The organism is Pacificimonas flava, from assembly GCF_000342165.1.
Taxonomy (GTDB): domain Bacteria; phylum Pseudomonadota; class Alphaproteobacteria; order Sphingomonadales; family Sphingomonadaceae; genus Pacificimonas; species Pacificimonas flava.
In genome coordinates this window covers 22,539-43,766 of sequence record NZ_AMRV01000010.1, presented here as the reverse complement: position 1 = coordinate 43,766, position 21,228 = coordinate 22,539, and the positions used below count along the sequence as shown (strand labels likewise).

General features: G+C 64.6%; 18 protein-coding genes. 10 read left to right on the top strand and 8 right to left on the bottom strand.

The features are described 5' to 3' along the window. Window positions 1-30 precede the first annotated feature (30 nt). From C725_RS12415 to C725_RS12400, 4 genes are read right to left on the bottom strand one after another with little or no spacing between them, the layout of a single operon-like run. Window positions 31-1,374, bottom strand: a complete 1,344-nt coding sequence (locus tag C725_RS12415) for an ATP-binding protein (RefSeq protein WP_051051401.1) — start codon at window positions 1,372-1,374, stop codon at window positions 31-33. Continuing rightward, complete coding sequence (locus tag C725_RS12410; protein WP_008603498.1) at window positions 1,374-2,102, bottom strand: response regulator; 729 nt, start codon at window positions 2,100-2,102, stop codon at window positions 1,374-1,376. The genes C725_RS12415 and C725_RS12410 overlap by 1 nt, the downstream gene beginning before the upstream one ends. Before the next feature lie 37 nt (window positions 2,103-2,139). After that, entirely contained in the window at window positions 2,140-2,688 is a 549-nt protein-coding gene (locus tag C725_RS12405; RefSeq protein ID WP_008603496.1) for a YceD family protein, read from the bottom strand. Further along, the gene (locus tag C725_RS12400; protein ID WP_008603493.1) at window positions 2,685-3,230 is read right to left on the bottom strand and encodes a ubiquinol-cytochrome C chaperone family protein; all 546 of its coding nucleotides are present in this window, start codon (window positions 3,228-3,230) and stop codon (window positions 2,685-2,687) included. The genes C725_RS12405 and C725_RS12400 overlap by 4 nt, the downstream gene beginning before the upstream one ends. 78 nt (window positions 3,231-3,308) lie before the next feature. Here C725_RS12400 and C725_RS12395 point away from each other — a divergent pair, with 78 nt between their 5' ends. Next, window positions 3,309-3,797: an outer membrane protein assembly factor BamE gene (locus C725_RS12395; protein ID WP_008603491.1), complete on the top strand. Its 489-nt coding sequence runs from the start codon at window positions 3,309-3,311 to the stop codon at window positions 3,795-3,797. A gap of 18 nt (window positions 3,798-3,815) precedes the next feature. On the opposite strand, the gene gltX is transcribed toward C725_RS12395, so the two are convergent. The 3 genes from gltX to C725_RS12380 are packed head-to-tail and all read right to left on the bottom strand — an operon-like array spanning window position 3,816 to window position 7,075. Next, window positions 3,816-5,183 (bottom strand): glutamate--tRNA ligase, encoded by a 1,368-nt coding sequence (gene gltX / locus C725_RS12390; RefSeq protein ID WP_008603489.1) that lies wholly within the window; start codon window positions 5,181-5,183, stop codon window positions 3,816-3,818. A 3-nt stretch (window positions 5,184-5,186) separates the two neighbouring features. Further along, complete coding sequence (locus C725_RS12385; RefSeq protein ID WP_008603487.1) at window positions 5,187-5,534, bottom strand: arsenate reductase family protein; 348 nt, start codon at window positions 5,532-5,534, stop codon at window positions 5,187-5,189. Beyond that, window positions 5,531-7,075 carry an amidase family protein gene (locus C725_RS12380; RefSeq protein WP_160165728.1) on the bottom strand — a complete coding sequence of 515 codons (1,545 nt, stop codon included), beginning with the start codon at window positions 7,073-7,075 and terminating at the stop codon, window positions 5,531-5,533. The genes C725_RS12385 and C725_RS12380 overlap by 4 nt, the downstream gene beginning before the upstream one ends. 86 nt (window positions 7,076-7,161) lie before the next feature. Between C725_RS12380 and C725_RS12375 the strand changes: the two genes are divergently transcribed. Beyond that, window positions 7,162-7,812: a DUF938 domain-containing protein gene (locus C725_RS12375; RefSeq protein ID WP_338046309.1), complete on the top strand. Its 651-nt coding sequence runs from the start codon at window positions 7,162-7,164 to the stop codon at window positions 7,810-7,812. Here the strand turns inward: C725_RS12375 and C725_RS12370 are convergent. Next, complete coding sequence (locus C725_RS12370) at window positions 7,809-8,171, bottom strand: SpoIIAA family protein (RefSeq protein ID WP_008603479.1); 363 nt, start codon at window positions 8,169-8,171, stop codon at window positions 7,809-7,811. The genes C725_RS12375 and C725_RS12370 overlap by 4 nt on opposite strands. 100 nt (window positions 8,172-8,271) lie before the next feature. Between C725_RS12370 and C725_RS12365 the strand changes: the two genes are divergently transcribed. The 8 genes from C725_RS12365 (at window position 8,272) to C725_RS12330 (ending at window position 21,227) form a co-directional block, all read left to right on the top strand. Continuing rightward, window positions 8,272-9,669 carry a circularly permuted type 2 ATP-grasp protein gene (locus C725_RS12365; protein ID WP_008603477.1) on the top strand — a complete coding sequence of 466 codons (1,398 nt, stop codon included), beginning with the start codon at window positions 8,272-8,274 and terminating at the stop codon, window positions 9,667-9,669. Further along, window positions 9,662-10,594, top strand: a complete 933-nt coding sequence (locus C725_RS12360; protein WP_008603476.1) for an alpha-E domain-containing protein — start codon at window positions 9,662-9,664, stop codon at window positions 10,592-10,594. Before C725_RS12365 ends, C725_RS12360 begins: the two co-directional genes overlap by 8 nt. Before the next feature lie 19 nt (window positions 10,595-10,613). Then, window positions 10,614-11,495 carry a transglutaminase family protein gene (locus tag C725_RS12355; RefSeq protein ID WP_008603474.1) on the top strand — a complete coding sequence of 294 codons (882 nt, stop codon included), beginning with the start codon at window positions 10,614-10,616 and terminating at the stop codon, window positions 11,493-11,495. 43 nt (window positions 11,496-11,538) lie between these two features. After that, window positions 11,539-12,375 carry a proteasome-type protease gene (locus C725_RS12350; RefSeq protein ID WP_008603472.1) on the top strand — a complete coding sequence of 279 codons (837 nt, stop codon included), beginning with the start codon at window positions 11,539-11,541 and terminating at the stop codon, window positions 12,373-12,375. Then, window positions 12,372-12,887, top strand: a complete 516-nt coding sequence (locus tag C725_RS12345) for a GNAT family N-acetyltransferase (protein ID WP_008603471.1) — start codon at window positions 12,372-12,374, stop codon at window positions 12,885-12,887. Before C725_RS12350 ends, C725_RS12345 begins: the two co-directional genes overlap by 4 nt. 63 nt (window positions 12,888-12,950) lie before the next feature. Beyond that, window positions 12,951-14,885, top strand: coding sequence for an autotransporter assembly complex protein TamA (locus tag C725_RS12340; RefSeq protein ID WP_008603470.1), 1,935 nt, complete (start codon window positions 12,951-12,953; stop codon window positions 14,883-14,885). Next, window positions 14,885-19,042, top strand: a complete 4,158-nt coding sequence (locus tag C725_RS12335; protein ID WP_008603469.1) for a translocation/assembly module TamB domain-containing protein — start codon at window positions 14,885-14,887, stop codon at window positions 19,040-19,042. The genes C725_RS12340 and C725_RS12335 overlap by 1 nt, the downstream gene beginning before the upstream one ends. Further along, entirely contained in the window at window positions 19,032-21,227 is a 2,196-nt protein-coding gene (locus C725_RS12330; protein ID WP_051051399.1) for a fused MFS/spermidine synthase, read from the top strand. The genes C725_RS12335 and C725_RS12330 overlap by 11 nt, the downstream gene beginning before the upstream one ends. Window position 21,228 lies beyond the last annotated feature (1 nt).

Sequence of the window (21,228 nt, the reverse complement as noted above, 5' to 3'; positions counted from 1 at the left end):
GCGAACTGTGACAAAATATTACTGAACGCCTCAGGCGGAAGGCTGGCTACCCGATCGCGGAAGTTTCAGGCTGGCCGACAACCCGCCCTCTGGCCGGTTCGCGAGGACCAGTTCCCCGTCGTGCCGGCGCGCGACCTGCTCGGCAATGCTAAGTCCGAGTCCGAAGCCGTGGGTATCGCCGCCCCGCGCCTGATCCGCCCTGTAGAAGGGCTGCTTCACGGCCCCCAGAATTTCGCTGTCGATCCCGGGGCCGTAATCGTCGACACGGATTATCAGGAACCGATCCTCAACCCAGGCATCGACATGCGCTGCGCCGCCATATTTGACAGCATTGTCCACGAGGTTCACGAGCGCGCGCCGCAGATCGTCGAAATAGACATTGGCGACCAGCTTGGCGGGTCCAAGATATTCCGCATTGCCGCCGAGATCCTGCGCTTCCTCGACGATGACCTGAAGCAGGCTGGCAAGGTCGGTCTTCACGCGCTCCCCCCATTCCTCCCCACCGTTCAGGAATTCCAGAAGCGCGGAAAGCATGTCCTCCATCTCGCGCACGTCTCGTTCCGCCGCGGCCCGCGCATTGGTATCCGCCACCGCAGAGAGCCGCAGGCGCAGCCGTGCAAGGGGTGTGCGAAGGTCATGCCCCACCGCCGCGAGCGCCGTCGTGCGTTCGTCGATAAGCGCCGCGATACGCGCCTGCATCTCGTTCAGCGCCAAGGCCACGCGCCTGAGCTCCTTGGGCCCGTTCTCGGCGAAATGCACTGGCGGCCCGGTGCCGATCTGATCGGCATGTGAGGCGAGCTTGCGCAGGGGCGCGCCCAGTGTCTGAACCATGACGGCGGCGAACAACAGGACCGCGGCCGCCGTCAATCCGACCCAGATCATCGTGCTGACGATGACGGCCCAACCCAGGAGAGGCTGCTGCGTACGAAAGTAGATCCAAGGCCCGCCGGGGAGGTGCAACGCGCCCTCCAGGTTGCGCACGAAACCCACCTGCCGCGCCGTTCGGACGGCAAACTGCATTTCATAGGCGGCCAGAGCTGGCTCCCAGCGGATGATCTCGGCACGGACATCCGTCACCATCGGATGGCTGGTGCCGGAAAGCGGCGGCTTTTCCTCCTCCAGTGAAAAATAGAGATGAGCAGTCGACAAGTCGCTGACCAAACGCGCCCTGTCAGCCGGCGGCGCCGCGCCGATCACGCGCTCCGCCACGACGAGCTGCTCCGCGATACGCCGTGCGAGATCGGCCTGCTGCAAATGCCGTTCACCGATACCGAGCAGATAGGCGGCCGCCAAAAATTGCACCAGGATCGCCCCAAGAAGCACCAGAGTGACCCGGCCCGTGAATCCCGCCGGCCACAGCCGGATCACCCGCATCAGCGGGTGACCGAGGGCGTGAATACGTAACCGATCCCCCGCACCGTTTTGATGATATCCCGCCCGCCATCATACTGACCAAGCTTCCGGCGAAGACGGCTGATGAGGACGTCGATACTGCGATCGCTGGAATCTCCGGAGGCCGGGCGCTCGCGCGCCTGTTCCAGCAGGAGTTCCCGTCCGACGACGCGCTGCGGCATATCGACGAGGACGCCGAGCAGGTCGAACTCGGCGCTGGACACGGCGACGCGGCTGCCGTCGGGTGCTGTCAGTTCGCGCCGACGCCGGTCCATGCTCCAGCCGTCGAAACGAACGATTCCCGTCGATTCGGTGCGTTCCCCGGGATGCGACTCCCAGCGGCGCAGCACGGCACGCACGCGGGCGATCAACTCGTGCGGATCGATGGGCTTGGGCAGGAAATCGTCTGCACCGAGTTCCAGGCCGACGATCCGATCAGTCTGCTGACCGCGCGCGCTCATGAAGATGATCGGGACGTGGCTGCGCGCCCGAAGCCAGCGGCAGATATCGAGTCCGTTGGTCCCCGGCAGCATGATATCGAGAATAACCAGATCAAATTGCTGCGCTTCCAGCGCCGCACGCAGTTCCGCTCCGCTACGATAACCGCTGGCCTCGAATCCGTTTTCCCGCAACGTGCGGCTTAGCAAGGTTCGAAGGGCGCCGTCATCCTCGACCAACGCGATGCGCCGGGGTCGATCAGTCAAATCCATGGGTGTGTTTCGAACCCTCCCTTTGGCTGTACGCCCATCAATCCCGGCGCAGTCCGGCGAAGGGAGACTGGGAGGCCCGATCCTCCGCTTCCTGCGCTGCGGCCTCATCCTCGCTGAGGAGGTGACGCCGAGCGTCGGCGATGCGCGCATCCGAAGCGCGCGGGTAGGGATCGAGCGCAAGTGCGAAACTCGTCGCCGACAATTCGCCCCAGTCGACCCGCCCGTTCTCGATCGTCAGCCGGTCGAGATCGTCCTCGTCCAGCTCGATTTCCTCTTCCATTGGGGGGGAGTGCCGGGTGGCCGGTTCGCCCAGCAAGAGATCGATGGGCTCGTCCACGGTTTGCGCGACGTCTTCGCCGGACACCACGCAGGCGGCGATCGCCCGCCCCTTCACTCTTCCGGTCAGCCGGTAGCCGCCCGGTGCCGGACGAAGCGTCACGTCGGCATCCAGCACCGGAATTGCAATCAGGTCGAAACGCCGGGCAAGGGCCGCCCGCTCCAGTTCCGACGCGGAAATATCGCGTGAAAGGCCAGAGCCGATCTCATCCACCCGAACGATGCGTGAAAATTCGCTTCCCGCACTCATGCCGCCTCTCCCGTCAAAAAGGCCCGGTCGCTGATCTGCCCAAGGCGCAGCGATTCCTCTCGAACGCGCTCCGCCGTCCAGTCCAGCGCCTCCTGCGCACCCTCCCCGCGATACAGGTTGCGCTGCAAGGCATCGCGCAGCCCGCGCCCCTTCGCAAAGGCCTCCCGATAGGCCCCGAGCCGGCCGCCCAGCGCCGACACCGTCCGCCCGACATGCTTGCCGATCACCATATCGCCGATACCGATTTGGCGCAGCGACGAATCCATGTCGTCCACGAACCGTTCGGTCAGGCGCACCACCAGTCTCTGACTTTCCTTCGTCCTTATCGCTTCGAGCCGCAGGATCAGAAGGCTAAGGATCAGCGCGACCATGTCAAAGCGGCCATCGACCGTATCGGGCACCTGTCCCGCCTGATACCAGGCGGGGCGGCGCGCTCGCGACACGACGTCTCCGTAGAGGGCGGCTGCGATCTCTTCTTCGCGATCACGGGCTTTCGAAAAAAACGGCACCTTCACCTTCTCACCTGTTTCACGGCTTTTCATCCCAGCTTCATGCAGGCCGTCTCATTTGAACGCCGCCGCCGCTTGCCGGATAACCCTCGACGCAATAGTGAACCAGCCATGATTTTCCGAAACCATTCTCTCAGCGCGGCGAAATTCCTGACTGTCGCCCTGATCGCCGGTTCTGCCTTGTCGGGCTGCGCGCGGATTCGCGACGCCCAGGGTTATGTCGTGGACGAAGAGCTCGTTTCGGCGATCTCCCCCGGCGTGGACAATCGCGAATCGGTGGAACGTACGCTCGGCCGCCCGACCTTCGTTTCCGAATGGGACGACAGTACCTGGTATTACGTCTCCCGCAATGTCGAGCAGCTCGCCTTTCTTCCAAGCGAACCCACCTCCCAGCAGGTGCTGACCGTGCGCTTCGATGCCGGCGGCAATGTTGCTGCGGTGGACCGGCAGAAGGGGCTGGAGCAGGTCGTACAGCTCGACCCCGCCAGCGAAACCACCCCTGTGTTCGGACGCGACAGCAGCCTGTTCCAGGACATCTTCGGCAATATCGGCCGGGTCAGCTCCGTGCCGGGTGGCGCGGGCGGCGCGCCGCAGCAATAACCGCTCTTGCTGTAGAACTCAGGCCGCGGACCGGCCCTCCGGACCCGCGGCCTCCTCAAGGCGCTGGAGCGCAGCCTCTCGCCCGATAAGCGGGAGGAGGGCCGACATGTCCGGCCCCTGCTCACGGCCGGTCAGGGCCAGCCGCAGCGGCTGGAACAATGTCTTTCCCTTGCGGCCCGTGCGGCCTTTCACGTCAGCCGTCCACCGCTTCCAGATATCGTCGTCCCAGCCAAGATCGTTCAGAGCGTCGCGCGCGGCGATAAGAAAGTCTCGCTCCGCCGGCTGCGGCGCCATTGTCAGCGGCCCCGTCACCACCTGCCACCAGTCGGCGGCATCCGAAACTGTGTTCAGGTTGGGCCTCAGCACAGACCATGCCGCCTCATTCATTCCCTGCGGCAGTCGGTCCGCCACCTGGTCGTAAGGGAGCATGTGCACCAGCTTTGCATTGAGGTGCGCCAACTCCTCTGGATCGAACCGTGCCGCCGCACGACCGAATGAGGAGAAGTCGAAATCCTTCGCGAGGATATTCAGATCCGGCACCGGAACGACGGGCTGAGAGGTTCCAATGCGCGCCAGAAACGACGTGACCGCTCCGGCCTCGAACCCCTGCTCCCGCAGTTCGTCGACACCCATGGAGCCGACGCGTTTGGACAGTTTTCCGCCCTGCGCCCCGGTCAGCAGGGAGAGATGAGCGAACGCCGGGGCGCCTGCCCCCAGCGCAGAGAACATCTGCACCTGCACGCCGGAATTGGTCACATGGTCCTCTCCGCGAACCACATGGGTGATGCCCATATCGATATCGTCGACCACGGACGGCAGCATGTAAAGATAGGAACCATCCTCCCGGCGCACGACCGGGTCGCTGAGAGAGGCAGGGTCGACATGTGACGGCCCCCGCACCTGGTCGGTCCAGCCTGTCTCGGCAGCCGTATCGAGGCGGAAACGCCAGTGCGGCCTGCGCCCCTCGGCTTCCAGCGCGGCGCGGTCGTCCTCCGACAGGTTCAGCGCTGCACGGTCATATACCGGCGGCAGACCCCGTGACAGCTGCACCTTGCGCTTGATATCGAGTTCGTCCGCCGTCTCGTAGGCGGGATAGATACGGCCAGCCGCACGCAGCCGTTCGAATGCCGCGTCATACAGCGCCATGCGGTCCGACTGCCGCACCTCCCCGTCGGGTCGCAATCCAAGCCAGTCGAGATCGCTGCGGATGTCCTGCGCATAAGCCTCGGTGGACCGCTGCCGGTCGGTATCGTCCAGACGCAGCAGGAAGCGGCCGCCATTCTGCCTGGCGAACAGCCAATTGACGAGCGCGGTGCGGATATTGCCGACGTGCAGCCTGCCGGTCGGGCTGGGCGCGAAACGGGTAACGATGGCGGACGGGGTCATGATCTAGTCCAGCAGTGCCTCGACTTCGTCCGCCGGACGGCACAGCCGCGCGCGCTCTCCGTCGATAACGACCGGACGGTTTATAAGGACGGGATGCTCTGCCATCGCGTCCAATATGCGGCTCTCATCGTCTGTTTCCCGCAGGCCGAGTTCCCCTGCCAGGGACTCCTTGGAACGAAGCAGGTCGCTCGCCTTCATGCCGGACTTGCGCAAAACCTCCTCGATTTCCGTTCGTGTCGGCGGCTGCTTCAGATAGTCGCGAACCGTGACGTCGCGCCCGCTGTCTTCCAGCCGGCCGCGGACCTTGCGCGCCGTACCGCAGCGAGGATTGAACCAGATCTCCATGGTCATTCGGGAAGCTCCATATCTCCGACCCAGACCGACGGACGCCGCCCGGCCCAGTTGAGTTCGTTTTCAAGCTCAAAGGCCAGCGCAAGAAGCACCGGTTCCGCGCCCGGCGCACCGATGAACTGCAGGCCGATTGGCAGCCCGTCGGAGCTCATGCCAACGGGCAGCGAAATGGCCGGCAAACCGGCGACATTTTCAGCGCCGGTAAAACCCGCATAGTCGGTCAGCCGCGCCTGCTGCTCCTCGAACGGAATGCGCGGCGACAAATAGCCGATCGGCGCGGGCGGGGCGCCGAGCACCGGCGTCACCTGTACGTCATAGGTCTGGAACTGCTCGCGGTAGGCCGCGCTGAAGGCCGCCAGCCGCCCAAACGCCGCGTCCCGATCCGCATCCGTCAGGGCCGCGCCGCGCTCCGCCATGCCGAGCATCAGCGGTTCGAAATAATCAGCAAGGTCCCCATCTGCGGGAATTTCGCCGAGGCTCCTGGCGCGCTGCAAACGGTCCGCAGCCCCCAGCGTCCACAGCGTCATGAAATCACCGACCATTGTGGCGGGGACGAAGCTCGCATCCGCTTCGGAAACACGGTGCCCGCGTCGCGACAGGATCGCCATCGTTTCCTCGAAGACCCGCACCACTTCGGGGTCCGGCAGAGAACCGTCCGCACGCGTCAGGCGTCCGCCGATACGCAGGCGCTGCGAGGACGCGCCCGTGACAAGATCCGCCGCCGGATAAAGCGGCCCGCCCTGCGCGGCGTGAAAGGCAGCGGCTGTGTCGCGCACCGTACGGGTCAGAAAACCCTGAACGCCAAGGTCGGTCGCGGCGTCGCTGTCGTCGTCGCCGGCCATGCGTCCGCGGCTGGGCTTCAGGCCCACGAGGCCGCAAGCGGACGCCGGAATGCGGATCGAGCCGCCGCCGTCATTGGCATGGGCAATGGCGACGACGCCGGCCGCCACCGCTGCGGCGCTGCCGCCCGACGATCCGCCGGTGGAATGGCCTGTGTTCCAGGGATTGCGCGCAGCCCCGCTCAGCACAGGCTCCGTCGTCGCAGTCAGCCCGAACTCCGGCAGCGACGAACGGCCGATGGGGACGAGACCCATGGGCCCGATCGCCGAGGTGTAAAAGGGATCGGATTGGGTCGCGACATACTCGGCAAGTGAGCGGGACCCCTGCGTGTAGGGTTTCCCGGCCACCATCAAATTGTCCTTGATCAGCGTCGGCACGCCCGCAAAACGCCCGTTCGGCAGCGCAACCGCCTGGCGCCGGGCAGAGTCGAAATCGGTAAAGGTGACCGCATTGATCTGGCCATTTACTTCCTGCAGCCGGTAAATGGCCAGGTTGACGAGTTCCAGCGCGTCCGCCGGGTCATGCACGCTGCTTGCCTGCGAAACAGCGTCGCGCCAGTGCCCCGTACCGGTCGAACGGACCGTATCGAGACACCCGGAGAGCGGCGCAGCGGCAGCAAGCAGAGCCGCGGATTCGAGAAAGCGGCGACGATTGAAGTCGGGCACGAGACGGCACTCCCCAAGAATGGTGTTTGCAGCCATAGAGCGCGGCGCGGCCGTCAATGCAATTGCCAGAACGAGCGGAAATTCAGGCGAGCTGTTGAAATATTCGGAAGTGCAACTCGGCAATGAGATGCCGCCGGCCTTTCCCATGTCGGGCGGACCGCGGTAAACCCCCCTCGATGTCCGCCCGCACCTCGCCAGCCGCCTTACGCAACAGGGAACCAATCGCGGCAGCCCTGGCGCCCGCCCTGCCCGCTAAGGGCCGGGTGCTAATGGTAGCAGAAGGGTCGGGAGAGCATGCGGTGTATCTCGCTCGCCGCTTTCCCGCACTGACCTGGCTTCCGAGCGACCCGGACGAGGGGGCGAGAGATTCAATCGCTGCGCACCGGAGGAACGCGGACCTTCCCAATCTAAAGGCGCCCGTCGCGCTGGATGCGTCCGCTCCGCACTGGCCGGTTCAGCATGCCGAAGCCATCACCTGTATAAACATGATCCACATCTCGCTCTGGGCAGCGACCGAGGGGCTGATGGTCGGGGCTGCCCGCTGTCTTCCGCCGGGCGGACTTCTCTACCTCTATGGCCCTTATCGTGAGGCGGGAAAAACGCTCGCTGCGTCCAACGCGGCCTTCGACGCGGACCTTCGCGCGCGAAATTCCGAATGGGGCCTGCGAGACTTGAGCGCGGTCGAACATCTGGCAGGGCAACACGGCCTGAGGCTGACGCAGCGCATCGACATGCCGGCGAACAATCTGTCTTTGTTCTTTCGCCGAGCCTAGCTGACCTTCGTCAACCAGATCTTCGCCGCCTCCTCGGTTTCCGGTTCGAAACTCTTCACCTTTCCAGGGAACAGTCCGCCGAAAAGGTCGGTGGAAACGCGCATCCACGCCGGCTCGGCAACGACCGCGACATGGCTGATCTTGTTGATCAGCGGCAGGCCGAACTGCACGTCCTTGACGAAGGCCATGGGATCCATTCCCGAAAAGCTCTCGACCTTCTCCAGAAGCCGGATCTTGCCATGCGTCTCGATGTCCCGCTCGATCTGCGGCCTTATGCCATCGAAGTCGGTAGCGGAGACGCGGCCACTGATAGTGAGGACGGCATAGCCCTCTTTTCCCACGGGTTCGTAGCTCAGCATGGCATTCCTTTCAGCTTGGGAACAAATTTATGCCCGGTCCCTTCTGTTTATAACATAGCTGTGCAAACCACGAGAGGATTGTCTGACAAATTTCAGCGAGATGACTGGCGAAGACGGCGCGGTTCGCCCCGCCTATGAACGTCTCGATGCGTGGCTGCGGGAAATCCCGGTCGACGAACTTGAACGGCGCCATGCCGCTGCCGAAATCGCCTTTCGCCGCCTCGGCATTACCTTCGCAGTCTATGGGGAGGAGAGTGCCGACGAGAAGATCATTCCCTTCGATGTCCTTCCCCGTATCGTGACCAGCGACGAATTCGCAGGCCTCGAGGCGGGCGTCATCCAGCGCATCGAGGCGCTAAACCAGTTTCTGGCCGATATCTACGGTCCGCAGGAGATCTTGAAGGCCGGCATCATTCCAGACGAACTCGTGCTGGCGAACTCGCAGTACCAACCGGCCATGACGCGAATAAGGCCGCCCGGCGGCATCTATTCGCACATAAGCGGCATCGACATGGTGCGTACCGCAGAGGGGTTCTTCGTCCTTGAGGATAATCTGCGCACTCCTTCGGGCGTCGCCTACATGCTCGAAAATCGGGAGGCGATGCTGCGCCTCTTTCCAAAGCTTCTGCGCGAACATCGTGTTCGCCCGGTCGACACCTACATCGATCATCTGCAGGACATGATGCGGGAGGTGGCGCCGCGCGGGGTTCGCGGCGATCCGCTGGGCGTCGTGCTCACGCCGGGTTCGCTGAACAGCGCCTATTACGAACATAGTTTCCTTGCGGACCGGCTCGGTGTCGAACTGGTTGAGGGCGGTGATCTGTTCGCATCCGGGCGCTGCATCTACATGAGGACCACGGAGGGGCCGGAGCGGGTCGACGTGATCTATCGCCGGATCGACGACGATTATCTGGACCCTCTGGAATTTCGGCCGGACTCCATCCTGGGGGTCGCCGGGCTGATGGATGCCTATGAGGCCGGAAACGTCACCATCGTAAATGCGCCGGGAACCGGTGTTGCGGACGATAAGGCGATCTATTCCTACGTGCCGGACATCGTGAAATTCTATTCCGGAAAGGACGCCAGTCTGCAGAATGTGGAGACTTGGCGCTGCCGGGAGCCGGATTCGCTGAAATACGTGCTCGAGAACATCGGCGAACTTGTCGTGAAGCGTGTCGATGCGTCCGGGGGTTACGGGATGCTGATCGGTCCTGCGGCCACGCAGGCAGAGATCGAGGAATTTCGCAGCCGGGTAAAGGCTGACCCCGACGGCTATATCGCGCAGCCGACCCTCGCACTGTCCACCTGCCCTACGGTGATCGGCAAGAACATTGCCGAGCGCCATGTCGATCTTCGCGCCTTCGCCGTCTCGAGCCCGGATGCTGTTCGGGTCGTACCCGGAGGTCTGACGCGCGTTGCGCTGAAGGACGGCTCGCTCGTCGTGAATTCGAGCCAGGGTGGCGGCACGAAGGACAGCTGGGTCCTGTCCGATGCTTAGCCGCGCCGCCGCCGCCCTCTTCTGGCTTGGCCGTCATGTCGAGCGCGCGGACTTTACCGCGCGCCTCATGGACGCGGCCTACCGGTTCGAGGCTCTGCCCCAGCACGACCCCAATTCGGGATGGAAAAGCGCGGTGCGCTCGTCCGGGTCCGGCCCCCTGTTCGACGAGCGAGGACTGACGGCGAACCACGACACGGTCTCGGAATTCCTTGCTCTCGACGCCGGCAATCCGAGTTCCATTCGATCCTGTATCGACAAGGCGCGGTTCGACGCCCGGATCGTACGCGCGTCGCTGACAAGCGAAGCGTTCGAAACGCTCAATCAATGCTGGATGGAAATGCAGGACTGGCTGCGGCGCGGCGAAAGCGTGGACATGCAGACGCTGATCGAGCGCATAAAGCTCGAGGTTCGCAATTTCGAAGGGGCCATCTGGCGAACCCTGATGCGCGGTGAGAATTTCTGGTTCATTCGCCTGGGCACGGTCATCGAACGCGCGGACAATACGGCGCGTCTGCTCGATGTAAAATATCACACCCTTCTGCCAGAAGGTGAGGACGTTGGCGGCGCGCTCGATCAGGCGCAGTGGACCGCCGTGCTGCGCTCCGTCAGCGCCGTCACGGCCTACCGCCACGCCTATCGACAAACGTTGAAGCCATGGCTGATCGCCGACCTCCTTATCCTGCGCGAGGATATTCCAAGAAGCCTTGCCCACTGCATGGATGTCGCCAGCGAATATATGCAGGATCTACGCGCCCGGCACGGCCGCGTGGGACCGGCAGACCGCCTGGCCCGAAAGCTGTCGGACCGGCTGGGCCATCTCGACATCGACACCATCTACAAGGACGGTCTTCACGAATTTCTGCAGACCTTCATTGCAGAGAACAACCGCCTCAGCCGGGAGATTGGCCGGCAATTCTCCTTCTGAGCGGGAAAGGACCGACGCCGTGCGTATCTCAGTCCAGCATCAGACGCTCTACCGCTACGAGGCGCCGCCGCGGCGCGTCATGCAGCTCCTCCGCCTGACCCCGCGGGAATATGACGGTCAAATTGTCGGCAGCTGGCAGATCGACGTCAACTGCGATGCCGATCTCATCCGCAAGCGCGATGCCTATGGCAACATCACGCATCTTCTGACCGTCGAACAGCCGCCAAACGAATTGCTCATCACGGCCGAGGGCCATGTCGACACGGTCGACACCAGCGGTGTGGTGACGGGTCTGGACGAACCGCTTGTGCCGACCGTCTATCGCCGCCCCACGCACCTCAGCCGGGTCGATGAGGGCATCGCTGCCTTCGCGCGGGAAGCGACGGAAGCGGTTGATGGCGCCCTCGCCAAGATGCATGCCCTTCTGGCCGCGCTCCACGCGGAGATTCGCTTCGAACCCGGAACGACGGATGTGCACACCACGGCGCGGGAGGCCTGGCAGCACCGCGCGGGCGTCTGTCAGGATCTGGCGCATCTTTTCTGCGGCGCTGCGCGCAGTTTGAACGTTCCCGCCCGCTATGTGGGCGGACACTTGTTGCGCCGTGACGGGCAGAACCGGCAGCCGGCGGCCCATGCCTGGGCGGAGGCCTATATTGAGGATCTGGGCTGGACCGCCTTCGACCCGGCGCACGGGATTTCGACGGACGAGCATTATGTGCGGGTTTCCTCCGGCCTCGACTATCGCACGGCCGCCCCCATCGTCGGAACGCGTATGGGCGGCGGCACCGAGGATTTGACCGTCACGGCGGAGACGAGCCGAAAAATGGCGGGACGAGCAGCGCGACAGTCACAGTCGCAATCGCATTCCGGCAGCGCTATGGGGCAATCGCAGAATCAGTAAGCGCGGCAATACCCGCCGCCTGGCCGGAGGGAAGGTCTAGCCCATGACCTATTGCGTGGGAATGCGTATCGATGCCGGTCTCGTCATGATGGCCGACAGCCGGACGAACGCGGGCGTCGACAATATCTCTTCCTATCGCAAGCTCCATATCTACGAACGCAACGATCGCTTCGTCGCGATCTGCACGGCCGGCAGCCTGTCCGTGACGCAGAGCGCGCTTCTGCGCCTGGATGAGGGGCTGGAGGGGGACGACGAAACCAAGCTGGAGACGATCGACAACCAGCCCAACATCTTCCGCGTGACCCGTCTGATCGGCCGCGCGCTCCACGCAGCGCGCGCGGAGGTCCGCGATGCCCTGCGCGAAGACGGCATTCGGTCCGGTGCATCCATGCTGGTCGGCGGCCGCGTCGGTGACGAACCGCTGAAGCTGTTCCGCGTCTACGATGCCGGAAACGCCATCGAATGCCGGCCGGAAAATCCGTTCCTGCAGATCGGCGAGATCAAATATGGCAAGCCGATACTCGACCGCGCCCTGGAATATGATTCGCGCATGAACGAAGCGGTGAAGATCGGCCTGATCAGCTTCGACAGCACGATGCGGTCGAACCTTGCGGTGGGTCTTCCCATCGACATTGTCATGCTGCGCGACGAACCGGACTCCCAGCCCGTCGAACATACGATCGAAGAGGGTGACGAGTATTTCACGAACCTCTCGCGCGATTGGTCGGAAAGCCTGCGGCAGGCAACGGCGGCAATCCAACGGCCCGGCTTCGTCCCGCCTGCGGCCGACGCGCCGGCACGGGAAAAGGAAACGAAGGCACACCGCACAGTAGGGACGAAAACAAAGGCCGCGGGGGAACGGGACATATCAGCAAAGTGAACGAGATTCCGGTGATCGAGACGCCGCGCCTGCGTCTGCGCCCCGCGACGAGCGACGATTTTCCGGCACTTGCCGATATGTGGGGCGATGAGCGAACCGTCCGGTTCATCGGCGGTGCGGTACGCCCGCCAGCGGACGTGTGGATGCGCATGCTTGCCGGCGCCGGCATGTGGCATATTCTCGGATATGGCTACTGGCTGATCGAACATGAGGGGCGCCTTGCCGGTCAAGGGGGTTTTGCCGACTTCCACCGCCCGTCCGACCCGCCTTTGACCGCGCCGGAGGCCGGCTGGGCCTTCGCTCCCTATGCCTGGGGCCAGGGCTTCGCGACGGAAGCGCTCGCGGCCATGCTGTCCTGGGCCGACGCCCATCTCTCCGCTCCCGTGACATGCTGCCTCATCGACCGGGAAAATGGCGCGAGCGCCCGCGTTGCGGAGAAGTGCGGCTATGGTTTCGAGCGGATGATCGACCTGTCCGGACCCACCCGACTGTTCACACGCGCGCGCCGCTAAGTTACGGCGGCGCCTCATGCCGAGTTCAGCTTCTGTGCAGTGGTGACGGGGATAAGAAACGCGATGCAGTTCTGCGCCCGGTCCCTGCCCCTTATCGTCTTGCTTTGCTCCTGCGCCTTTCCCCTTCACGCGCAGACGACGCAGGATACGGCCCTGACGCCGGACCTGCCGGAAGTCAGCATACCGAGCGAGGCAGAGGTCGACGCGCTGCTGCGCAGCGATCCCGCCACGGGCGCCCGGTCACCGGACAGCGGCGACATCGCCTATTCCGTCTCCACCTCCGCGCTGGATAGCATCGGCCTCAGCGGGGATTTCACGGCGTATTCCGTCCTCCTGCGCGACGCGGGGCGCTCTGCCCCGTCGCTCGCCGAGCTGAACAGACGCGTGCGGGTCGACAGCGAGGTCATCGGACAGCTTCTACGCGCCGCGGGCTATTATGACGCGCTGGTCGATCCGCAACTGACCACGCGCGCGGGCGGCGGTTATGACGTGTCGTTCGATATCGATCCGGGGCCGATCTACCGCTTCTCCTCGGTCAGCCCTGTCGACCTCGGCGTTGCGGTCGGCGATCCGGTAAATGCCAGGGCCGTTCAGGCCGCCGTTGCGGCCTATGCAGGCACATTGGCAACGAACGGGTTCGCCTTCGCCGAAGTGCCGGAAGCCGAAGTGACGGTGGATCATGAGACCGCCAGAGCGCAACTGGTGGTCGACGTCGCGCCCGGCCCGCGCGGAGCGTTCGGGCGGATCATAGTCGAAAACGAGGACGCACCCTTCAACGCGGAGCATATCGCCAGTCTGGCGCGCTTTTCGCCTGGTGATCGCTACGATCCGGAGGATGTGGAGGATCTGCGCCGTGCCCTGATCGCGACTGGTCTCGTCGGCAGTATCAGCATCGAACCCACTCCGGCTGGATTGGCGTCCGGCGCGGATCTTGGCAGCGCCCCCTCCTCGCCCGAGGCCGGTGAGGCGGATGGCGGAAACGCTGCGTCCGTCGATCTCGTCATGACGGTCGAGCGCGCGCCGCCCCGCACTCTCGCCGCACAGCTTGCCTATGATACCGTCGACGGCGTTCGCGTGGAGGGAAGCTGGCAACACCGAAACCTGTTCCCACCGGAGGGCGCCTTCACCGCCTCCCTGATCGCGGGCGAACAGCAGGTGCTTGCCTCCGCCGCGCTTCGCCGCTCTAATTTCCGCCGCCGCGATCAGGCGGTCGGCGGCCGGCTCGCTTTCTTTCGCGAGGATCGGGACGCCTTCTACAATCGCGGCGTTTCGGTCTCCGCCTATCTGGAACGCGAAACCAACATCATCTGGCAGAAGCGCTGGACCTATAGATTCGGACCCGAGTTGCTCTTTACCCAGGAACGCGACCGATCCGCCGATCAGCCGGTGCTGCGCGATTATGTCATCGGCGCCTTCCCCGCGCGGCTTACCTATGACGGAACCGACGACCTCCTGGACCCCACCGAAAGTTTTCGCCTGACGGGGTTCGTCAGTCCGGAAGTCTCTATGCGCGGTAGGGCCTTCGCCTACACCCGGGCGGAGGTTGCGGCTTCGACCTATATTCCGGTGAATGCCGCCCGAACGGGAATTATTGCCCTGCGCGGCAGTGCCGGCAGTATCATCGGCGCTGGGCGCGAGAACATTGCTCCGTCTCGCCGTTTCTACGCGGGCGGCGGCGGTTCGGTGCGCGGCTACGGGTTCCAGGATGTCGGGCCCATCGATGATGATGGGGATCCACGTGGCGGCCGCAGTAAGGTCGAGGGCAGTGTCGAGGGCCGGTATCGCTTCGGCGATTTGGGAGCGGCCGTTTTTCTCGATGCGGGGCAGGTCTACACCGCCACGACACCGTCCTTTCGCGATTTGCGCTACGGTGCGGGTGTCGGTGTTCGCTATTATACGAGTTTCGGGCCCATTCGCGCCGATATCGCCACCCCCATCAACCCCCGTCCCGGCGATCCCACCGTCGCAGTCTACGTTTCAATCGGGCAGGCCTTTTGATGCGGAGCATCACACGCCACCTGCAACGCATCGTCCGATGGAGCGCCCTTCTTATCGGATTGCCGCTTCTGCTGCTGATCGCAGGCACGCAGCTGCTGAATACCCAGACGGGGCGCGATCTGCTTGTCCGGCAACTTGCGAATATCGCGCCGGCGTCCGGCCTGCGCGTCCGTGCCGAACGGATCACCGGCTCCATCTATGGAGAGATGGAGATCGAGGGGCTGACCCTTTACGATAGGCGGGGGGCGTTCCTGACCGCGCCGCACCTGACGATAGATTGGCGCCCACGGCCGCTGCTTGCCGAACGCCGGATCGCCATCAGCCGTCTTGCTGCGGACCGCGCGACCGTGCTGCGCCGGCCGGAGTTGAACGCCACCGGCGCGGCATGGCCGGACATAAGGCTCGATCTGTCGGAAGTGGATATTCGCCGGCTGGAACTTGCCCGAGGTGTCGCAGGACAAGCGCACGTCCTTTCGCTCTCCGGCCGAGCCGAAAGCGCGGCCAATCGTCTCGAAGTCCATCTTTCGGCGCGCAGCCCGACCGGCGGCGATCTCGTCCGTCTTGACCTCGACGCGCAGCCCGACGACGACCGGTTTTCGCTGGCTGCTCGGGTGGAAGCGCCGGCGGATGGCGTGATCGCCGGCCTTGCCGGGCTACCGAACGCCGTCCGCGCCCGTATCGGGGGAGAGGGCACATGGTCGCGCTGGCAGGGCGACCTTGTTGCCGCCGTGCCCGATGGGGGGCAGGGCCTCGCAAGCATCCGCATTACGGCCACCCGCGGCCACTTCCACCTCAACGGCAGCGCGGCGCCGGCACCGCTCGTCGGCGGCGTGCCTGGACGGCTGGCCCCGAACGGGCTTCGGATCACCGGCGACCTGACCGCGAACGGCGGACGGATGCCGTTCGTATTCCGCGCAGCCAGCGAAGCCATCATCATCGACGGCCGCGGCATTCTTCTTGAGGATGCGCGCCGTCTACAGAATACGAAGCTCCTCATCACGCTCAGCGATCCCTCTGCCTTGCTGAGCACCCTGCGCGGTCGGAACATGCGCCTCAGCGCCGACCTGAGCGGCAGCACGCTGGCGCCCGACGGCCAGTATAGTTTCGCAGCCGACTGGGCATCGCTCGGCGATCAGAGGCTGGTCCGCCCAGCCGCCAGCGGAGCCTTCGGCGCTGCCATCAGGGGCGGCGACCTTTCCATGAAGGGTCGCTTCAACCGCCTGACAGGGGCGGGCGAATTTGTGGAAGAGCTTTCGACCGGCGCAGAGTTTTCCGCCATTCTCAAGCTGGACGGACTAAGGCTGTCCACGGACGATCTGGACATGCGGACCGAGCAGGGTCGGGCGCGCGCAGAGGTCATGCTCGATCTTCGGGATGGGCGCTATGACGTTCGGGCGACGACTGATGTGCCGCGCTACCCGCTTCCGGGCTTCGCCGTCGTCGCGGCGAAGGCGCGCCTGCATCTGTTCCCGGAACCCGGACAGCCGCGCAAAATGCGAATTACCGGCCCCGTCAGCGCGCAGCTGACACAACTCGACAACCCGCTCCTGTCCTTCCTGTTTGGGGGGTTGCCGAGCGGCACGGCCTCGATCGTCAGGACGCCGGACGGAACCATACGCTTTGCCGATGCAACGGTTCGCGGACCGGATATGACATTGTCGGGCAAAGGCACCTACAGGCTGGGTCAGCAAATCGCCTTTACGGCCGCCGGCACACAGCGGCGCTTCGGAACTGTCGCGACGGAACTGAGCGGCGATATCGCCCAGCCGGCGGCCGAGATTCTGGTGGACGAATACCGGCTCGGCCTGCCTCTCAGAAATATACGCGGATCGTTCCTGCCCTTCGATGGCGGCTACGAATTTTCCGCCGCCGGAGACACGCCGCTCGGCCCGATCGAAACACAGGGAGCGGTGCTCTCCGGGAACGATACCCGTTATCGTTTCGATCGCATCGATCTTGCCGGCATCCGGGCCGCCGGCGTGCTGAAGCCGAGCGGGGGAGTCCCGGTGGACGGCACCCTGAGCCTTGCCGGACAAGGGATCGACGGCACCGCCCGCTTCTCCGGCGAGGATGACGTGCAGAATATCGATCTCAACCTTCTGGCGAGGCGAGGCATGATCGATGCCCAGCCGCAGCTTCATATCGGCTCCGGAAAGGTGGTGGCCGACATTCGCATCGCGCCGGAGGGGAACCGGTCCAATGGCGAGTATGATCTGCAGGGGGTCCGCCTCGCCGGTCTGTCGCTTTCCCGCGCACGCGGCACCTTTCGCCTGAACGGTGAGGATGGAAAGGTCAGCGCAGCACTGACCGGGCGGCGGGGACAGCCCTTCAACGCCGAGATGGATCTCGGCATTGACCCCGCTGGCTTGACGCTTGCCGCAAATGGTCAATATGGCCGTGACGATTTTCGCCTTATGCAGCCCGCTCGCATTTTGGCGGACGAGGGTACATACCGGCTTCGGGAAACGGTGCTCGACCTTCCGCGCGGTTCGGTGACGCTATCGGGAGCGCTGGGACGTGAACAGGCAATCCGCCTCTCGTTCGAGGAGGCCGGCCTCGAGCCCCTGTCGTTATTCGTGCCGGACCTCAGCTTCTCCGGAACGGTCAGCGGCCAGGCCGCCTACGTCCGTACTGCCCCCGGACGCGCCGCTGCTGCCGAAGCCCGTCTGTTCGTGAACGATTTCTCCCGAACGAGCGGTGTCCTTGCAAAGCCGATCGACATTGCGCTGATCGGGCAACTCTCCGGCAGCCGCGCCGCAATGCGTGCGGCCTTTGCCGACAACGAAACGAAGCTCGGCAACTTCGCCGCGTCGATGACCGGCATCGACGTCGACGCGCCCGCACCGCTGACGGCGCTCGCCGGCGCGCGTGTCCGTGGACGCCTCGATTTTTCCGGGCCGGCCGGCGCCATCTGGCCGCTGACCGGCATCGAATCGGTGGCGCTCTACGGACCGATCGCTGCCGATATCCGCATTGGCGGCCTCATCGGTGATCCCGACCTGTCGGGATCGGTGACTTCGGATAGAATGCGCTTTGAAAGCGTTGCAAGCGGCACGGTCGTGGAAGACCTGTCGCTCGAGGGGCGCTTTTCCGGATCGCGTCTCCTGCTGCAGACTTTCTCGGGACGCAGCCAGAATGGCGGCAAGGTCACGGGAACCGGCGCAATCGACCTTAGCTTTACGCGCGGATTTCCGCTGCAGATCAGCCTGAGGGCCGAAGAGACCGACCTCGTCGACATCGATACGCTGTCCGCGCGCGTGACGGGCGACCTTCTCGTCACGAACAGCCGGGACCGCGGCGGCCGGATCGAGGGCGCCCTCAATGTCGACCGCGCGCGTTACCGGCCGGGCGAGGCGCAGCTCGCAGCGATCCCTGCCCTGAATGTGAGGGAGGTGAACCGCGAGTTTGCCCGTGCGGAACCGCCGCAACCCCAGACCGAGGACTGGACCCTCGCTGTCAGGGCCGCCGGAAATAACCGAGTGACGGTCCGCGGCGCCGGCCTCGACAGCGAATGGGCGGTCGATTTCGACTTGGGCGGGCCTGTCAGCGAGCCGAAGGTCACGGGAACGGCGAACCTGCTGCGCGGCGACTATGATTTTGCGGGTCGCCGATTTGCGCTGACCCGAGGCGAAATCGCGTTTCAGGGACGCTATCCGCCCGATCCTGCACTCGATATCGATGCAGAAGCGCGGGTGGAGGGCCTGACCGCGACCATCCAGATTCGCGGCACGGCGAGCCAGCCGCAGATCCGCTTCGCTTCGATCCCCAGCCTTCCGCAGGACGAAATCCTTTCACGCGTCCTGTTCGGCGCATCGCTTGCAGAACTGAACCCCGCAGAAGCGGTTCAACTCGCAGGAGCCGTGGCCGCGCTGCAGTCGGGCGGATCCAGCGCGCTCGACCCCATCGGCAATATTCGCAGCGCCATCGGCATCGACCGACTGCGTATCGGCGGGGGGTCCGGCCCCGAGGGATCGGGAGCGGGCTTTGCCGCCGGGGAATATCTCGGGCGGCGGACCTATGTGGAGGTCGCGACCGACACGGAGGGCAACACCGCCACCCAAATCGAATATGCGCTGACGCGTGTATTCTCAATTCTCGGACGGGTTTCCACCTTCCGCGGCAATTCGATCGGAATCAGGATCAGCAATGACTATTGAAACCGGCCCCGAGCGGCCTGGATTGCCGCTGCCCGGACGCGGACTGTTCGTCCTGACGGTGTTCACCGGCTCGTTCCTCCTGTTCCTGGTGCAGCCCATGTTCGCCCGTATCGCGCTTCCTGCGCTCGGCGGCGCACCCGGCGTTTGGACGGTGGCGATGCTGTTCTATCAGGCTGCGCTACTTGCCGGATATGTCTATGCGCATCTCCTCACCCGGCGCGGCGGGAAATGGCAGCCATGGGTGCATTTCGCTCTCTTCGGCGCCGCCGCACTGACGCTTCCCATCGGCATGCGCGACATTGGCGGTTATGAGGCAGTGGGGCCGACGCTCTGGCTGCTGGCGCTGCTGACGGTTTCGATCGGACCGGTCTTTTTCCTCGTCGCCGCGCAAGCGCCGCTGATGCAAAGCTGGTTCGCAGCCGGCGAGCGCACGCACGGACAAGACCCCTATTTTCTCTATGCTGCCTCCAATGCCGGCAGCCTCGCTGCCCTTGCAGCCTATCCGCTGTTGATCGAGCCCTATTTCCCCGTCGACGTGCAGCGCTTCGGCTGGTCGGCGGGGTTCCTCCTTCTCGCCGCGCTCACCTTCTTCGCTTCGCGCGGGGTGCATCCGGAAAAGCGGGACGCGCTCGCCGCCGGGGCGCCAATACCGCGTCGGCGCTATGTCTACTGGGGCGCGCTGGCGGCAATCCCATCGGGGCTGATGCTGTCGACGACGACGTTCCTGACCATGGACATCGTCGCCGTTCCGCTTCTCTGGGTCATACCGCTCGGCCTCTACCTACTCAGCTATATCGTCGCGTATGCCGAGGGGGGCGCCATCTTCGTGCGCCAGGCGCGCTTCATCGCACCGCTCCTATTGCTGGGTGTCGGCAGCTACGCCTTTCTGGCGGACGGCGTGCTGGCGCTGCTGTTCGCGATGGCGGGGCTGATCCTGCTGTTCTACGTTGCCCTTGCCCTGCACGGAGAGCTGGCAGCGACGCGCCCCCCACCGGCGCAGCTTACCGCATATTATCTGACAATCTCCGTCGGCGGCATGATCGGCGGGCTGTTTCCCGCCGTCGTTGCTCCATCTGCCTTCGACTGGACATACGAATATCCCATCCTGCTGATCGGCGCGGCGGCGCTGCTGCCGGCGACGCCGCTTCTGAAATGGCTCGCGGCGCTGTGGCAGGGCCCGCGCGGGCGGCAGGCAGCCTGGACGCTCGCGCTTGTCCTGCTGGCGCTGTCCACGGTCGCGCTCGGTTCTTCGGAAGGGACGCCGACATGGCTGCGTGTGGGCATCGGCATCGGGGCCGTCATTCTGATCGGCATGCGCCTTCCCTTCGCGCTCGCCTTCACCGCGCTTCTGCTGTCGATGGGCGGCTGGACGACCGTCGTGCAAAGTGTCACTACCGGTCAGCGTACGCGCAGCTTCTTCGGCATCTATACCGTGACCACTGACCGGGATCAGGGGGTGCGGCGCCTGGAACACGGCACGACGCTACACGGCCTGCAGAGCCTAGAGCCGGGGAACCGCCGCACGCCGCTCGGCTATTATTCGGACACCAGTGGAGCCGGCCGCGTATTCGCGGCGGCGGCGGCCGACGCGAAGATCGGCGTCGTCGGCCTCGGTGTCGGATCGCTTTCCTGCTACGCAAAGCCTGCACAGGACTGGACCTTCTACGAAATCGATCCCGCTATCGTGCGGATCGCCCGCGACGAGAGCCGTTTCACCTACCTGTCGTCATGCACCCCGGATGCTCGCATCGTTCTTGGCGACGCCCGGCTCAGCCTGGCGCGCAAGGACAAGCCGAAATACGACCTCCTCGCCATCGATGCCTTCTCGTCCGATGCGATTCCGCAGCACCTGATGACGATTGAGGCCTTTCAGCTTTATGGCCAGAGGCTCGCGACAGACGGCGTGCTCATGGTGCATATTTCCAATCGGTTCCTGAACCTGGAGCCGGTCGTGTCCGCCATCACCGAGGAGCTTGGCTGGCAGGCGCGCATCATGGACGACCGGCCGTCCGAGGAGGGGCCAAGCGCCGGACTGACGACGCGGTCCATCTGGGTCGCCATGTCGCCGGACGCATCGCGCATCGAGGCTTTGCCGGAAGCGCAGGGCTGGCGCCCCCTCGAACGTCACAACGTCAGCGCATGGCGCGACGACTTCGGTTCTATCGTCTCGGTCCTGCGCTACTAGC

Coding starts and splice junctions, on each gene's coding strand:
- C725_RS12415 (WP_051051401.1), bottom strand. CDS start 1,374: ATGCGGGTGATCCGGCTGTGGCCGGCGGGATTCACGGGCCGGGTCACT.
- C725_RS12410 (WP_008603498.1), bottom strand. CDS start 2,102: ATGGATTTGACTGATCGACCCCGGCGCATCGCGTTGGTCGAGGATGAC.
- C725_RS12405 (WP_008603496.1), bottom strand. CDS start 2,688: ATGAGTGCGGGAAGCGAATTTTCACGCATCGTTCGGGTGGATGAGATC.
- C725_RS12400 (WP_008603493.1), bottom strand. CDS start 3,230: ATGAAAAGCCGTGAAACAGGTGAGAAGGTGAAGGTGCCGTTTTTTTCG.
- C725_RS12395 (WP_008603491.1), top strand. CDS start 3,309: ATGATTTTCCGAAACCATTCTCTCAGCGCGGCGAAATTCCTGACTGTC.
- gltX (WP_008603489.1), bottom strand. CDS start 5,183: ATGACCCCGTCCGCCATCGTTACCCGTTTCGCGCCCAGCCCGACCGGC.
- C725_RS12385 (WP_008603487.1), bottom strand. CDS start 5,534: ATGACCATGGAGATCTGGTTCAATCCTCGCTGCGGTACGGCGCGCAAG.
- C725_RS12380 (WP_160165728.1), bottom strand. CDS start 7,075: ATGGCTGCAAACACCATTCTTGGGGAGTGCCGTCTCGTGCCCGACTTC.
- C725_RS12375 (WP_338046309.1), top strand. CDS start 7,162: ATGAGATGCCGCCGGCCTTTCCCATGTCGGGCGGACCGCGGTAAACCC.
- C725_RS12370 (WP_008603479.1), bottom strand. CDS start 8,171: ATGCTGAGCTACGAACCCGTGGGAAAAGAGGGCTATGCCGTCCTCACT.
- C725_RS12365 (WP_008603477.1), top strand. CDS start 8,272: ATGACTGGCGAAGACGGCGCGGTTCGCCCCGCCTATGAACGTCTCGAT.
- C725_RS12360 (WP_008603476.1), top strand. CDS start 9,662: ATGCTTAGCCGCGCCGCCGCCGCCCTCTTCTGGCTTGGCCGTCATGTC.
- C725_RS12350 (WP_008603472.1), top strand. CDS start 11,539: ATGACCTATTGCGTGGGAATGCGTATCGATGCCGGTCTCGTCATGATG.
- C725_RS12340 (WP_008603470.1), top strand. CDS start 12,951: ATGCAGTTCTGCGCCCGGTCCCTGCCCCTTATCGTCTTGCTTTGCTCC.
- C725_RS12335 (WP_008603469.1), top strand. CDS start 14,885: ATGCGGAGCATCACACGCCACCTGCAACGCATCGTCCGATGGAGCGCC.
- C725_RS12330 (WP_051051399.1), top strand. CDS start 19,032: ATGACTATTGAAACCGGCCCCGAGCGGCCTGGATTGCCGCTGCCCGGA.